The following is a 15,311-nucleotide window of genomic DNA, read 5'->3' as shown; positions in this document are numbered from 1 at the left end:
ATGATGTTATACGGCTTATACAGTTTGGTGGGATTGCTGGGGATTGTGCTACTGGTCACCAGCTACCGTTTCTTTCGATTGAGCCGCTCTCAGGCCAACCAAATCAGTGCTCTGCAGCAACAGTTATCTGCTTTATGCAGTGCTGCAGTGGGTTCGGATGAACGAATTGTTCGCTTTGAACAAACCCTGATGAAAATACGTGAGCAGCAAAACAGTATGGATTTGGGACAGCCTCAACAACAAAGTTACGAGCATGCCATTCGCCTGGCAAGAAAAGGTGTTGATATCAATCAGCTTATTGATAATTGCAACCTGAGTGAGGAAGAAGCATTGTTGATTACCCGTCTGCATGGGATACAGCGTCAGTCCGTAACCGATTTACACTAGGATTTATTAGGCAACGCTCGTTGCGGCTTACCAATTAAATAACCTTGGACAAAGTCCACACCGAATTCCTGCAACATCTTCAAAGTTTCCCTGTCCTCAACAAACTCAGCTACCGTTTTTTTGCCGAGACTGTGTGAGATATCAATCATTGATTTCACCAATAATTGATCCACCGGATCATTATGTAAATTGGTGATAAACCCACCATCAATTTTCAATATATCTACCGGGAAATGTTTTAAATAGCTGTAAGAGTTGAAACCGGCACCAAAGTCATCCAGTGCGAAGCGGCACCCCAAATTTCGCAGACGATCCACCATCTGTTTGGTTTGTTCAAAATTGGATATCGCTGACGTCTCAGTAATTTCAAAGACCAGACGCGAAGGATCGGCACCGGTTTCCAGCAGTTTGCGTTCCACCAGAGGATATAAATTCTGATCGAGGAAAATATTGCCTGACAAATTAACCGCCAGTGCCGTATCACTCGGTATGTGTGTCAGCAATTCAAATGCATGATTAACCACCCACAAATCAATCTGGTGAATTAACCCCATGGCCTCAGCAACGGGAATAAAATCCTGTGGGTAATAGAGTTTGTCGCCCTGTCCACGCATTCGAATCAAACATTCGTAATGGTTGATTTTTCTCTCTTTGAGCGAGTAGATGGGCTGAAATTCCAGAACAAATTTTTCTTGTTTCAATGCCGCACGAATTCTGGGCGCCCATTTGACACTGTGTCTTAATGCATACATCTCACGATCTGCCGGGCTGTATACATGCACACGATTGCGTCCACGTTTTTTGGCGGTATAACAGGCCTGATTGGCATGCGACAGAATTTCACCTACTGTCGAGGCATCCGCTTCGGAAATACATTTAACACCGATACTGGCAGATAAATGATATTGATGATCATGGAAAGTAAAACTGTAGCCATCAAACAGGTCTCGCAAACCTTCTGCCCGCGCTACGGCGGTTTCCGGATCGATGGTATCGACTAATACCGCAAACTCATCAGAACCGATTCGAACCAGTGTGTCGCGGACTTTAAAAAATCCCCGCAACGAATTCGCAACCTGTACCAGTAGGCTATCACCCGCCTCATGACCCTCAGCGTCGTTAAGAACTTTGAAGCTATCCAGATCAATATAAAACACCGCACTACTGGTATGGAAATTCCGCACCTGCGTTAAAGTAATTTCAAGTGCCTGTTCAAGCCGACGCCGGTTTGCCAGACCAGTCAAATCATCATGATTTACTGAAAATTGCAGTCGAGCTTCCATCACCCGTAGCTGGGCATTTTCGTCTTCAATCTGTTGTTGGCGGAGATAGTAATGATCACGTTCGCGCTTGGTAGCCAGCGTTGTCATAACTGCAGGCGGCAATGATTCAGCAGTAAGCGGCCGATATAAAAGCGACGTCACCCCATGCCCCAAATCCGTTAATAATTGGTTATGGTTCCATTGGGATTTTTCGGTCAGGGCAATAACTGGAATGCGCCGCCATTCATCAAACTGATCCAGTTTCAGACGCAGTTCACGGGCATTACATTCACCCAGACGACAATCCAGAATAATTAAATCAATATCACATTGATCATCATTAATATTCTTGCGCAGTACTTGCATCAGCTTTTCTTGGCCATTGGCACTGGTGATGTTAGTAAATCCACTAAGTGACAACATGGTTTGCAGAAAAGCCAGATCAGAAACGCGTGTCCCGCTAATCAGAATTCGTGCCGCCAGTAAATCATTAACTTCCGCAGCAGATACTGGCGCCGTCAGGCTCTGCTCGGATGTCTTTGACACCTGTGACTCAATTGTTAGCAGTTTATTCATCTGTTCTGTATGCGGTTACTTTTGACCGGTTTTAGAGATACATGCAGATGAAAATAGCGGTTTTATATTTTAAAATCAATACTTAATGTGATTTTTATAATGCGATTTATAAAGTATTGAAGAAATTTAGCCTATATGAGCTCAATGATAATGGTTCGATATAGATGAATTGATAAAGGAATTTAACCTTTTTCTTTGGGAAACTTTCCTGAAACAATATAGGCATAGGCTATCACTTCAGCGATTACCCGATATAAAGCTTCGGGTATCGCTTCACCCAGCTGCATATCTTTAAGCATGTCCGCTAACGCTGCATCTTCACGAAGCGGAATATTGTGCTGTTTGGCAATGCGGATAATTTCAGCGGCAATATCGCCCTCACCACTGGCGGTCACTGTCGGGGCATTATCACCATCATAATGCAGTGCAATTGCTCGTAATGGCTGCGTCTGCTGTTTCATACCGAAATATCCACTAATGCATCAGAGGTAGCAGTCTGTGTCAGCGGCGTTAACCATTCCACCGGGGCACAGTGACAACTTAATTGCTGTACCTGTAAATCAAGTGCCGCTAGTTTTTCACGTAATAAATCGATATTTTCCTCCAGCAAGGCTACCGCTTTGGGATCTTCTGCCGTTAATGCCACACTGACGACAGTTGATTGCAAACCTATCGAAGCCCGCAGTTTGCCAAGATTTTGCGTTTCCAGATTAAGTGTGACCTGCCATTGTTCTTCATCTTGCTGGTTCTGTTTGGTCCCCTGCTGAAACTGTAACTGCATCCACTGTAACTGTTGTTTATCCCTGAGTGGCACATCCATTAACCAGACCTGCTGTTGGGTGGGGCTATCCGCCTCCCTTACCATGTTCAGTTGGTTCATCTGCACTCTGGCAAGCGCCGTTTCCACTTCACGCAATAACACCTGCAATCTGGCCAACTCGGTAACGCCAGCCTGAAATTGGGCATTCTGAGCAATTTGTTGAACAGGTGCATTTGAAGAACTCATCGGTTGATTAGTTGTGACAGTCGCGCCAACAGAACCTTGTCCAGCCAGAAGCGTGGTGAGCAACTGCGCTGGCGTCTGCCCGCCAGCCAGTAAAGCACTGGTTATATGAGATGGCAATTGCTGTAAAGCCGCTGGCTGATTGAGCAGATTTATCAGTGCAGTTCGAATTTCCGCCGGAAGATTCTGAGCATTGATTTGGCCATTTGCTGTCTGCCGGATCTGCCCTTCCAGCGCTGCAGCCAGTTTCAGTAAATTGGCTTTAAAGTCTCCAGTTAAACTCGGATTGGGCTGCAGTAACTGTCGTTCCAGAAATACGCCAGACTGCTGAATGGCCTGCTGTAAATTGGCAGGTTGCTGGACAGTCTGTAATTCCCGGATATTTTGCCAAAGCTGGCTCACAGCATTTTGCACCGGCACCATGTTTTTCAATTCAGGTAACGCATTGATAACATTTTGTAATTGCGGTGGTTGAGCTAAAACCATTGGCATTAACCGACGTTGTTGGGAAACCATGGTTTCTGAGGAAGTTTGATTGGGAGTTTGTAAAGCCACGCTTAACGGTGAGTTACTGAGAATTTGCACTAAAAGCTGCTGACCGGGTTTAAAGCTGGAACTTAGTCTGCTGATATCCAATTCCAGGGGAACAGATAACTTTCCGGATTGCTGTAGCGCCAGCAAGATGGATTGCTGGGGTAGCAACTTAATGACCTCAGCCAACAACGTTTGCCCCGGCCGCAGATCGGTTGTAACGGGAGGAACGGCTGCCACCGAAATCAGTTTAAGCGCCGCTTTATCACCGCTATCAGACCGCTGTAGCTCGATAGTCTGACCACGTTGCAAATCCACACCAGACTGAATGGTGACGATTTTTCCCGCCAGTTGAATATCAACATTTTCACCGGCTTTACCTGCTGAGACCACCACCGCTTGCGCAACCTGGCCGGGGGAAAGTGGCAGTGTGCGACTTGCAGTTTCCGTAACAGTGACCTGAGCAGCCTGTGAGGTCTGAGGTATTTGCATGAATTCACCCAGCATTAAACACAATGCTAGTATAGCAACCAACTTGTTGCCAAAGACCGGTCAATGAATAAATTCAGTACAAAATGGTATACACGCCAGGATAAGACCATCAGTGGCCCTTTCACAAAGGCCCTGCTGAAAAGTAACCTGCAATTGGGCAGAATTAATGCTCAAACGGAAGTCAGCACTGATCAGAAATACTGGCAACCGTTGGGCGATATCATCGCACTGGACACTGTTGACCCGGTCATCCCCCCTCCATTACCCATTGATGAACGTGATGGTTTTGATAGGCGCAATGAACAGCCGCTTACCGAAGCCGAACGTGAAATGCGTCGGCAACAGCGACGCAAACAGGAACCGGACTTTTTAATTCAGCAGCGCCAACAGCGCAGTGAATTATTAAAAAGACTCAAACCGGAACGTCCTGCCCGTTTTTGGCCGATATTTATTATCAGTGTGATTTTAACGGGTGTATTTATAGGTGCGATTTCATTCCCAACCCCTTCGAATATTTCTGAAGCAGATTGCGACACTGCTCCAGCCCCGTTGGTGAATTGGGAAAACTGTCTGAAACCCGGCTTGGACATCCCTTCAGCCACGTTAACGGGAGCCAACCTTCGCAACAGCGGACTCGCCATGTCAAATATGATGAATGCTGATTTGGTTGGGACTGACTTAAGCTATGCAGATTTACCACTTAGTAACCTGAGTTATACCAATTTACAGGGGGCCAATTTGAAAGGAGCCAACCTGCAGCAGGCTGATTTGTCTTACAGTAATTTATCCGACAGTGATTTGAGTTTTGCCAATTTACGTGATGCCAAACTGGGGGGCAGTGATTTGCAAAATGCAAAATTGGACAAAGCTATCTGGATAGATGGCCGGATATGTGCGGCAGGTTCGATTGGAAACTGTTTATAAGCCGGGTTATTAATGCAGCTTTTGCGGAGCAGCCAATGTGAATGCCGGGATATCGACCGCAAAGCGGCTGCCACTGTCATCCATCATATTGTAATGGCCCTGCATCATACCGACTGGGGTATCCAGCATCGCCGCACTGGTGTAGGTAAATGTTTCTGTTGGCGCCAGATAAGGATGCTGACCAACCACGCCATCACCTTCCACTTCCTGTTCATGACCATCGCCACCAGTGATTTTCCAGTAACGTGATAATAACCGCGCTGGCGTATCGCCCTCATTGGTAATGGTAATGGTATAGGCAAAAAGATATCTTGCTCTGGCCGGATCAGATTCATGATCCAGGTAAGTGGTTTCAACGTTCACCATAATGTGGTTTTTTTTATCGGTCATGGTCAACATTATACAACGCTTTTCGAGCCAACAAACGTGCTCCACGGAGTCCCACATCAGGATTGTTGATCAAATACACCGGTATCTGCTCCAGCACCCCACGCATCCTGCCTTTCGCCAGAAACGACTGCATGAAAAAGCCCTGTTCAAATAAGGCCAGATTCTTTACCGCAATACCTCCAGCGACAAAAATTCCGGCTCTGGGCAAGGTCATTAGCGCCAGATTACCCGCCTGAGCTCCGTAAATCTGCATAAATAACTGCATGGCTTTTACTGCCGCAGGATCTGTTTCTTGCAGAGCAGACTGACTTATCTGTTCTGCCGTTAAATTCAATGTCGTGTTGTCACCTTGCTGTTCGGCAATAAAATGGTACAGCATAACCAGGCCGGAGCCTGATAATACCCGCTCGTAGGAGACATGCTCAAATTGTTCAAACAGTTTATTCAATAAAGCGTGCTGTTGGGTGTCCTGAGCAGCAAAGTCGGTATGGCCGCCTTCTGTCGGCCATACCCGCCAGCTTTTATGGAGAGGTGACAGAATAGCCTGCCCCAACCCGGTACCTGCACCAATGACTGCTCGTAATGATTTGGCTTCCGGCTTACCTTGCTGCAGCACAATGAGATCATTCTCTTCAAGTTCACCGATACCATGACCCACCGCGGCAAAATCATTGACCAGGCAAAGCTCAGCAAGTGGAAATTGCTGCTTCAGCTTATCGCTATCGATAATCCAGGGTCGATTCGTCAGTTGCACTCGGCATCCCCTTAACGGTGCTGCCACGGCAAAACATGCGCTACTGACTGGCAGAAAATCGACGGCTACAGTAGATAAAAACGCTGTCAGCAGACTTTCAAAATCAGCATAATCATCATTTTCCAAACGTTGTTGCAGAATAATTTCACCTTCGAGGTGACTGAGTTGCAACAAGGTTTTGGTACCGCCGATATCTGCAGCTAACAAGGTTTGCATATTATTGTGCCGCAGCAGCCTGGTCCATAAACCAGTAATAATCACCTGTCGGCGCGAGCCGCTGAACCGGTAAGCCGGATACCGCCTCACTGGTAATATCTCTGACAATATCTGCTTTCGCTTCACCGGCGATAAACACAATCACCTGTCTGGCTGAGTTGATTACCGGATAGGTCAATGTTACGCGCCAGGATTGAAATTTCTCCACAAACAGACTGGTTGTCAGCGTATCGGTAACGTCCAGTGCGGGAGTATCTGGAAACAGTGAAGCAATATGACCATCAGGCCCTAACCCGAGGAGCACCAGATCAAAAGGATTATCTTCCATCACCATTTTGATGGTACTGGCATAACGAGTTGCAACCTCAGCAGCATCGCCACTTTCGGTAGGCATGCGATGCACATTCTCAGCCGGGATAGGTAAATGATCCAGCATTGCCAGTCTGGCCATTTTAAAGTTGCTGTCATCGTGAGTGGCCGGCACACAGCGCTCATCACCAAAAAATATCTGCACTCTTGCCCAATCTATCTGTTCGATATAAGGTGAAGTAGCCAGTTTCTGATACAGTCCTTTTGGTGTCGAACCACCGGCAAGCGCAACATAAAATACGCCTCTTTTGGCAATGGCTGAACGGGCGGTCACCACAAAATGTTCGGCAGCAGCCTCGATCAACGTATCAGAATCAGGCAGAATTTTTTGTTCAGCTTTCATGTCTATCCTCAATATTAAAAATAATTTTTGTGCGGTAATCAGCTGACAGTGTCAGTCAAATCCTGCTAATTTAGCAATCAAGCTGCACCGACAGCAAGCCAAATAACACTTCAATCCACTTCTCACAGGAACCTTCACTTTATGAAAAATACTTTTTTTATTGTTGCCATGTTGTTTTATTCCGCGTCTGCTGCAGCTGAAACAGAAATAAACTTTAACCTAATCAATCTCAATGCAACAGCCGCCACCGAAGTGGCAAATGACAAGGTAAGCAGTGTGATTCAGGTAATGCTTAATGGCACAGATCCGGCTAAATTGGGTCAGCAGGTCAATCAACGCAGCAATCAGTTACTGGCGAAAATCAAAGATTTTGATGCGGTCAAATCTCAAACCACCGGCTACCAAACCCGCCCGATGTATAAAGACAGTCAAATCGTCTCCTGGCAGGTAAGCCAGCAAATTCGCTTAAACAGTCACGATTTCAATCAGATGAGCGAATTATTGGGTGAAATTCAATCTCTTGGCACAGTACAATCCATGGAATTTTCATTATCCGACGAATTAATCGAATCAACTCAAAACGACCTGATGCAACAGGCTATCAGCAAGTTTCGTAATAAAGCATCGTTAATTCAGCAGCAATTTGATGAACCGGGTTATCGCCTGGTTAATATGTCAGTCAATACCAGCGGCTATGCGCCGGTTCATCGCATGGAAAGCAGCATGATGATGTCCGCCGATATGAGCAGCAAAAGTGCACCCGTAGCACTTGAAGCTGGCAGCAATAAAGTCTCAGTTGATGTCCATGGCCAGATTCAATTGATCAGTGATACCACCACACTAACGGATTAAGACTTATAGTTCTTTCATTTCCGCTTCGTTGGACGAAATGCGTCTCCAGCAGTAGTTGCTCTGAAAGATAAACAAGCCCTAGGCTTACTTTAAAAACAAATCGTAGGCCGGGTTGTCGGTTTCCAACCAGTGGACATAACCAAGATTATCCAGGAACGCCTGAAATTCTTCATTGAATTCAGGTGCTACCTGAATCCCAACCAGCACCCGGCCATACGCTGCTCCATGATTACGATAATGAAACAGGCTGATATTCCAGCGCTGACCGATATGTGTCAGAAAACGTAACAAGGCCCCCGGTCGTTCCGGAAATTCAAAACGAATCAGACGTTCATTTTCAGCTTGAGGTGCATGGCCACCAACCATATAACGAACATGTAATTTCGCCATTTCATTATCGCTAAAATCGATCCACTGGTAGCCTGCTTGAGTCAGGTTTTCAAAGAGGATCTGTCGTTCTTCTTCGCGACCAGACATCCGCACCCCAACAAACACCTGTGCCTGCTGTTTATCAGCATATCGATAATTAAACTCGGTTATTCCGCGTTCCGCCAAAGTCTTGCAGAAGCGTTGGAAACTACCCGGCTGCTCGTCAATAGTTGCGGCAAACAATACTTCCCGGCGTTCACCAATTTCAGCCCGTTCTGCCACATGCCGGAGCCGATCAAAATTCATATTTGCGCCGCTGTTGATAACCACCATGGTTTTGTCATACAAACCATTTTGCTGAATATATTTTTTGGCACCGGCAATCGATAACGCCCCTGAAGGCTCGGCAATTGAGCGGGTATCATCAAACACATCCATTATCGCAGCACAGATTTCATCGGTCTCCACCGTCACCACATGATCAACCGTTTTTTGTGCAATCCGGAATGGCTCTTCACCAACCTGTCTGACCGCAGTTCCATCGGCAAACAACCCTACCTGATCCAGTTTGACTCTTTCACCGGCATCAAGAGCAGCTTTGAGACTCGCAGCATCGGCAGGTTCAACTGCAATAATTTTGATTTCAGGCCAGATGGCTTTTATATAAGCCGCCATTCCGCCTAGCAAACCGCCGCCACCTACCGGAATAAATACTGCATAAACTGGATCGGGATGCTGGCGCATGATTTCCATCGCAATGGTGCCCTGTCCGGCTATCACCAGAGGATCATCATAAGGATGGATAAACACCCGTCCCTCATCAGCAGAAACTTGCTTGGCATAATCAAACGCTTCATCGTAACTATTACCATGCAAAGTAATGTCAGCACCCAACATACGTACCGCTTCCACTTTGATTGGTGGCGTAGTTATCGGCATAACAATGATGGCGGAAATACCCATTTTGCTGGCGGCCAGCGCAACACCTTGCGCATGATTACCTGCTGAAGCGGCGACCACCCCCTGCTTTCGCTCAGCATCGGTTAAGTGGCTCATCCTGTTATAGGCACCACGCAATTTAAAGGAAAAAACCGACTGCAAGTCTTCGCGTTTAATCAGAATCTGATTATTCAACCGCTTGGATAATCTTGGCATCAAATCCAAAGGGGTTTCGATAGCGACATCGTAGACGCGCGCTTTAAGGATTTTTTCTACATAGCCTGTGAGCATGGTGTTCCAGATTCAGTCTGTTAGGTTAACAAAGATGACTACGTTACCATTGACCATCATTTATCTCTATAATTAGCCGGATAAAATCAAGCCATTCAAATTAACAAGGAATCGCAATGACTGCTGATGAAATGAAGAAACAAGCTGCGTGGTCGGCTTTGGAATACATTACCACTGATGGTGTCGTAGGTGTTGGCACCGGCTCTACCGTTAATCACTTTATTGATGCGTTAGCTACCATTAAAGGTCGTATTGAAGGTGCTGTATCCAGTTCAAATGCTTCCACCCAACGGCTCAAGGATTACGGCATTCATGTTTTTGATTTAAACGAGGTTAAAGAAGTCGCGGTATATGTAGATGGTGCAGATGAATCAAACCACAATCTGCAACTGGTTAAAGGTGGTGGCGGTGCATTAACCCGCGAAAAAATTATTGCAGCAGTGGCTGATAAATTTGTCTGTATTGCTGACGCAACCAAACTGGTTGATGTGCTGGGCAAATTCCCGTTACCGGTTGAAGTGATCCCGATGGCGCGTAGCTACGTCGCCCGTGAAATCGTTAAACTGGGCGGTCAGCCAGTTTATCGTGAAGGCGTGATCACCGATAACCATAATGTCATTCTGGATGTGCATGGTCTGGATATTATGGAACCTATCAAACTGGAAAAAACACTGAACGATATCGTTGGCGTAGTGACTAACGGCTTGTTTGCAATGCGTCCTGCGGACGTGTTGTTACTAGGCACCGAAAACGGTACCCAAACCGTCAACCCAAAATAATATGCACTAGCCCGCTGTAATAGCGGGCTTTTTGCCAGAGCGAATATATGTTCAGACCTCTAAGTGTCTATATCGGCGCCCGTTATACCCGGGCTAAACGGCGTAATCATTTTATTTCATTCATCTCGATGACCTCTATGCTGGGCGTCGCGCTCGGTGTGGCCGCATTGATTACCGTGTTATCGGTAATGAATGGTTTTGAAAAGGAATTACGCGAACGCATTCTCGGTATGACATCACATGCTTTTGTCACCGGCTCGGATGGAACACTGGCTGACTGGGAAAAGGCCGAGGTACTTATCGAAGGCTTCCCAAGGGTTATAAATACTGCTCCTTTTGTTGAAGGCCAGGCAATGCTGAATCAGGGTAGCCGGGTTCGAGGCACCCAAATCCGTGGGGTTGATCCCTCTTTGGAGCCTAAGGTTTCCAGTATTGGTGACAAAATCATTCAGGGTCGCTTTGACTCATTGCAACCGGGCAGTTACGGCATTATTCTGGGTAAGGATTTAGCCATTGCCATGGGCGTGGGCACCGGCGATAAAATCACGGTGATCACACCACACGTTACCCCAACCCCTGCCGGGGTTATTCCCAGACTGAAACGTTTGACCGTATCAGGTGTTTTTGAAATCGGCATGTATGAATATGACAGTGCGTTAGCCATCATGAATATTGAGGATGCCGCTAATTTATTCCGCATACCCGGCAAAGTAACGGGCCTGCGATTGCAACTGGACGATGTCTATCAGGCTCCAAGAATTACCCGAGAGCTTTTACAAACCCTGCCTGCAGAATATCGCGCAGCTGACTGGACTTACCAGCATGCTAACTTTTTCCGTGCCTTAAAAACCGAAAAAACCGTGATGTTTGTCATTCTGATGCTGATTGTGGCCGTTGCGGCATTTAACATCGTTTCAACGCTGGTAATGATGGTAACCGATAAATATGCAGATATTGCCATTTTGAGGACGCTGGGCATGTCACCGCGCGGCATCATGGGGATTTTCATGGTGCAGGGTATTGTTATCGGTCTCATTGGCACAATTCTGGGGGTGATAGGTGGGGTCATTCTGGCGTTGAATGTCTCTAACATTATCGCCTGGATAGAAACCATTTTAGGCTACCAGTTCCTGCCAGCAGAAGTGTATTACATCAGTGACCTGCCTTCCGATTTGCATTGGAACGATGTCACGGTGATTGGTATTACTGCCTTTGTTTTATCCATTCTTTCGACTATCTATCCTTCCTGGCGTGCCGCTCAGGTTAAACCGGCTGAGGCTTTACGTTATGACTGATAACACGGTAATTCGCTGCGAAAAACTGGTAAAGCGCTATAAAGACGGTAATCTGGAAACCCCAGTATTACAGGATATTAATCTGCAAGTGCTTGCTGGTGACCGTATTGCGATAGTCGGCAGTTCAGGTTCCGGTAAAAGTACGCTATTGCATCTGCTTGGCGGACTGGACGGTCCAACTGACGGAAAAATTGAGGTATTGGGTCAGGATATCAGCAAACTTTCAGTCAATGATCTCAGTAAATTACGCAATCAATCATTAGGCTTTGTTTACCAGTTTCATCATTTACTACCTGAGTTCACGGCAGAAGAAAACGTTGCTATGCCACTGGTTATTGGCGGCATGCATCCCAAGGCAGCCAAACAACAGGCCAATGAACTGTTACAACAGGTAGGACTGGGTCACCGGGCACATCATAAACCCAGCGAATTATCGGGTGGTGAACGTCAGCGTGCGGCACTGGCTCGCGCATTAATTACAAAACCTGCCTGCCTGTTGGCTGATGAACCTACCGGAAATCTGGATCACCAGACTGCTGAAGGTATTTTTGATTTGATTATGAAATTGAATACGGAACTGGGTACAGCACTGGTCATCGTAACGCATGACAGACAACTTGCTGCCAGAATGGATCAGCAGTTAACGTTGATTGATGGCAAATTACAAAACTGATTTATTTATCTTTTCGTTTAGCTGAATTTTGGCGCTGGTAGCGTTTTAACCAACTGTTGATCACGACCAGACGCCAGATTAATCGAACAATAATCACACCCGCTAACGCAGCCAGCGCGCCGCAGATTACCGAACCGAGTAATAATGGTTGCCAGATAAATCCTATCTCCTGCCACAACCATTCCAGACTGAAAGCAAATTCATGCGTGCGCAGTGGCACATCCAGCAGGATAGCGCCGACTTTATAAGTGAAAAAGTAAATTGGCGCCATGGTCAATGGATTGGTTATCCATACACACATCACGGCAATAGGCAGGTTTACCCGTAACCAGATAGCCAGCAGACCCGCCACCAGCATTTGTCCGGGCATCGGTATAAAGGCAAAGAAAACCCCTATCGCCACCGCCGCAGATACTGATCTGCGGTTAAGATGCCACAATTCCGGCGCCATGATCTTTTCGCCAAAACGCCGCATATGCTTATGCTCGCGCATGGTGACATGATCTGGCATGATTCGTTTTAGGAACTTACGAGGCATTACGTCTCAGTATTGCTGATAAACGGCGGTCATTATAGGGATATATGATTAAACCTGCCATTGCATTTTTGTCGGGCTGTTTACTGGTGGCATGGTTGCCCCAGCTGCTCTCTCCATATTGGCTGCTCACTTTAATCCCCTTGATGATTATTGTCTGGCGGCGGTCTCAATGGACCGTTATGTGGTTTGTTGTGGCGGTGGTATGGGCGAGTTTCCAGGCTCAGCTCAGAATAGATGATCAGCTTGATCCTACACTTGAGAGACAGGATATTGTGGTGTCAGGTTTCATTACCTCGCTGCCACATCATAACGATCAACGAATCCGTTTTGAATTCAAACCGGAAAATAACGATTTAAAGCTGCCCGAGAAGATTCGCTTGAGTTGGTATTTCCCTCCCACCAACCTCCCCAAATCTGGTGAAAAATGGCAGTTCTCCGTTCGCTTGAAAGCCCCACATGGTATGTCCAACGCGGGTGGGTTTGATTACGAAGCATGGCTGTTTCAGCAACAGATCGGGGCTACCGGATATATCCGGGAATCTGATCATAATCAAAAATTACATTCAGCAAATTTGCTATCGGTTAATCATTGGCGCGCGCAGTTAATAGATAAAATGTCCGACGTCTTAAAGCAAAGTCCTTCGCTGGCGTTAGTTCAAGGGCTGGCTGTTGGTAACCGTGACAATATGCAAACAAGCCAATGGGATACTTTACGACAAACTGGTACCAGCCATTTACTGGCAATCTCCGGATTGCATATAGGACTCGCTGCAGCACTGGGATTTTTTACTGCCAAACTGCTCTGGCGAATACGCAGTCGTCATTTATTAACATTAAGCGACAGGCAGGCCGGTGCTGTTGGCGGATTTTTACTGGCTTTGTTCTATGCCTTGCTGGCCGGATTATCCATCCCGACTCAGCGTGCATTAGTAATGGTCAGCGTGGTGATGCTCAGTATCTTTATAAAACGTCGTACTGATCCGCTGCATGTGCTGAGTCTGAGCTTGATATTGATTCTGATGCTGGATCCATTTGCGGTTCTGGCAGCAGGTTTCTGGCTTTCATTTGCTGCTGTTGCCTGCATTTTGTATATAGCACAATATCGACAACCGGCCAGAAAATGGCTCTGGCTGCATATTCATCTATGGATTGCAATAGGTCTGACGCCATTACTTTTACTGTTTTTTCAGGAAACCTCGTTGATTGCACCGTTAGCTAACCTGCTTGCGGTGCCGGTGATCAGTTTCCTGGTTGTTCCGCTGTTGTTAATTTCCATGCTGTTGTTAAGCTTTGATCTGCGATTGGCTGAATGGCTGCTGCAACTTACAGAATGGTTGTTATCCAAATTGTGGTGGTATCTGGAGTGGCTGGCACAATCACCCTTTTCTGTCTGGCAAACACCTGTGTTTCCCGTTGAGCTGCTCGCCATATCAATCATTGGCACGCTGATAATACTTGCCCCACGGGGTTGGCCTTTACGCTGGCTGGGTGCTGTTATGTTATTGCCACTTTTTTATTATCTGCCAAATAAACCAGAAAGCGGTGAAATCTGGTTTACGTTACTCGATGTGGGACAAGGCTTGTCAGCCGTAGTGCAAACTGAAAATCATACATTGGTTTTTGACACCGGTCCGGCTTTTGGTAATTTTGATACCGGTGCTGCAGTGGTAGTGCCTTATCTTCGATATCAAGGTATCAAGCAACTCGATATGCTGATGATAAGTCATGCAGATAACGATCATATTGGCGGAGCAAGTGCCGTTTTATCAAGCTATCCCACTAAACAGATTCTAAGCAGTGATCCTGATAAATTAGCTGGCAGTGAATTCTGCAGAGATGGCCAGTCATGGCAGTGGGATCAGGTCCGGTTTGACGTTTTACATCCTGATAAAGATCAAACCGGTAGCCGTAATGATTTATCCTGCGTACTTAAAATCAGCGGTCCATATGGTACGGTTTTATTGACGGGCGATATTGAGCGAAAAGCCGAGATAAAACTTATAAGACAATATGAGCAGCAGCTCAAAGCCGATATTCTGATTGCACCTCACCATGGCAGCCGCAGCTCATCCTCTACGACGTTTATCAGGCAGGTTTCTCCACGCTATGTTTTATTCGCCAGTGGTCATCAAAACCGCTACAACTTTCCTTCTGAAGAGGTAGTTTCCCGTTACCAGGATATTGGCAGCAAAACATTTCAAACGGGTAAACAAGGTGCATTATCTATCAAACTCGACCAACACATAGATTTAATGCCCATTGGATGGCGGGAGCAACACCGTAGAATATGGATGCGTAACGCTACTGAATAAATGCGTTTTCACGTAT

15 protein-coding genes are annotated in these 15,311 nt (G+C 46.4%); 7 read left to right on the top strand and 8 right to left on the bottom strand.

Features of this window, described 5'->3' with window-relative positions; genetic code table 11:
• Positions 1 to 387, top strand: a complete 387-nt coding sequence (locus B3S93_RS03175; protein WP_292400120.1) for a DUF2802 domain-containing protein — start codon at positions 1 to 3, stop codon at positions 385 to 387.
• Here B3S93_RS03175 and B3S93_RS03170 read toward each other — a convergent pair.
• The 3 genes from B3S93_RS03170 to B3S93_RS03160 all read right to left on the bottom strand — a co-directional run bounded on the left by B3S93_RS03170 (position 384) and on the right by B3S93_RS03160 (position 4,251).
• Positions 384 to 2,195, bottom strand: coding sequence for a putative bifunctional diguanylate cyclase/phosphodiesterase (locus B3S93_RS03170; protein ID WP_292400123.1), 1,812 nt, complete (start codon positions 2,193 to 2,195; stop codon positions 384 to 386). The genes B3S93_RS03175 and B3S93_RS03170 overlap by 4 nt on opposite strands.
• 212 nt (positions 2,196 to 2,407) lie before the next feature.
• Complete coding sequence (locus B3S93_RS03165) at positions 2,408 to 2,686, bottom strand: EscU/YscU/HrcU family type III secretion system export apparatus switch protein (protein WP_292400125.1); 279 nt, start codon at positions 2,684 to 2,686, stop codon at positions 2,408 to 2,410.
• Positions 2,683 to 4,251, bottom strand: a complete 1,569-nt coding sequence (locus tag B3S93_RS03160; RefSeq protein WP_292400128.1) for a flagellar hook-length control protein FliK — start codon at positions 4,249 to 4,251, stop codon at positions 2,683 to 2,685. Before B3S93_RS03160 ends, B3S93_RS03165 begins: the two co-directional genes overlap by 4 nt.
• A 63-nt stretch (positions 4,252 to 4,314) precedes the next feature.
• On the opposite strand from B3S93_RS03160, the gene B3S93_RS03155 reads away from it, so the two are divergent.
• Complete coding sequence (locus tag B3S93_RS03155; protein ID WP_292400131.1) at positions 4,315 to 5,175, top strand: pentapeptide repeat-containing protein; 861 nt, start codon at positions 4,315 to 4,317, stop codon at positions 5,173 to 5,175.
• 9 nt (positions 5,176 to 5,184) lie between these two features.
• Here the strand turns inward: B3S93_RS03155 and apaG are convergent, their stop codons facing one another.
• From apaG to pgl, 3 genes are read right to left on the bottom strand one after another with little or no spacing between them, the layout of a single operon-like run.
• A complete protein-coding gene (apaG, locus tag B3S93_RS03150; protein ID WP_014708098.1) occupies positions 5,185 to 5,565 on the bottom strand; it encodes a Co2+/Mg2+ efflux protein ApaG in 381 nt (126 codons plus the stop codon).
• Positions 5,555 to 6,535: a glucokinase gene (gene glk / locus B3S93_RS03145; RefSeq protein ID WP_292400133.1), complete on the bottom strand. Its 981-nt coding sequence runs from the start codon at positions 6,533 to 6,535 to the stop codon at positions 5,555 to 5,557. The genes apaG and glk overlap by 11 nt, the downstream gene beginning before the upstream one ends.
• Before the next feature lies 1 nt (position 6,536).
• Positions 6,537 to 7,247: a 6-phosphogluconolactonase gene (gene pgl, locus B3S93_RS03140; protein ID WP_292353643.1), complete on the bottom strand. Its 711-nt coding sequence runs from the start codon at positions 7,245 to 7,247 to the stop codon at positions 6,537 to 6,539.
• A gap of 141 nt (positions 7,248 to 7,388) precedes the next feature.
• On the opposite strand from pgl, the gene B3S93_RS03135 reads away from it, so the two are divergent.
• Positions 7,389 to 8,099, top strand: coding sequence for an SIMPL domain-containing protein (locus B3S93_RS03135; RefSeq protein WP_292400136.1), 711 nt, complete (start codon positions 7,389 to 7,391; stop codon positions 8,097 to 8,099).
• 84 nt (positions 8,100 to 8,183) lie between these two features.
• On the opposite strand, the gene ilvA is transcribed toward B3S93_RS03135, so the two are convergent.
• On the bottom strand, positions 8,184 to 9,698 hold the full coding sequence (ilvA, locus tag B3S93_RS03130) for a threonine ammonia-lyase, biosynthetic (RefSeq protein ID WP_292353641.1): 1,515 nt from the start codon (positions 9,696 to 9,698) through the stop codon (positions 8,184 to 8,186).
• A 116-nt stretch (positions 9,699 to 9,814) separates the two neighbouring features.
• Here ilvA and rpiA point away from each other — a divergent pair, with 116 nt between their 5' ends.
• The 3 genes from rpiA to lolD are packed head-to-tail and all read left to right on the top strand — an operon-like array spanning position 9,815 to position 12,445.
• Positions 9,815 to 10,477, top strand: coding sequence for a ribose-5-phosphate isomerase RpiA (rpiA, locus tag B3S93_RS03125; protein ID WP_292353640.1), 663 nt, complete (start codon positions 9,815 to 9,817; stop codon positions 10,475 to 10,477).
• 47 nt (positions 10,478 to 10,524) lie between these two features.
• On the top strand, positions 10,525 to 11,772 hold the full coding sequence (locus tag B3S93_RS03120) for a lipoprotein-releasing ABC transporter permease subunit (protein ID WP_292400139.1): 1,248 nt from the start codon (positions 10,525 to 10,527) through the stop codon (positions 11,770 to 11,772).
• Positions 11,765 to 12,445, top strand: a complete 681-nt coding sequence (gene lolD, locus B3S93_RS03115; RefSeq protein WP_292353638.1) for a lipoprotein-releasing ABC transporter ATP-binding protein LolD — start codon at positions 11,765 to 11,767, stop codon at positions 12,443 to 12,445. The genes B3S93_RS03120 and lolD overlap by 8 nt, the downstream gene beginning before the upstream one ends.
• A 1-nt stretch (position 12,446) precedes the next feature.
• Here lolD and B3S93_RS03110 read toward each other — a convergent pair whose 3' ends face one another.
• Positions 12,447 to 12,983, bottom strand: a complete 537-nt coding sequence (locus B3S93_RS03110; RefSeq protein WP_292353637.1) for a DUF2062 domain-containing protein — start codon at positions 12,981 to 12,983, stop codon at positions 12,447 to 12,449.
• Positions 12,984 to 13,027: 44 nt separating this feature from the next.
• On the opposite strand from B3S93_RS03110, the gene B3S93_RS03105 reads away from it, so the two are divergent.
• Entirely contained in the window at positions 13,028 to 15,295 is a 2,268-nt protein-coding gene (locus B3S93_RS03105; RefSeq protein WP_292400142.1) for a DNA internalization-related competence protein ComEC/Rec2, read from the top strand.
• Positions 15,296 to 15,311: the final 16 nt, after the last annotated feature.

The sequence above is a fragment of the Methylophaga sp. UBA3613 genome, assembly GCF_002375415.1.
Classification (GTDB): Bacteria; Pseudomonadota; Gammaproteobacteria; order Nitrosococcales; family Methylophagaceae; genus Methylophaga.
Note: the sequence above shows the minus strand (reverse complement) of the source record. Positions and strands in the feature narration are given on the sequence as shown.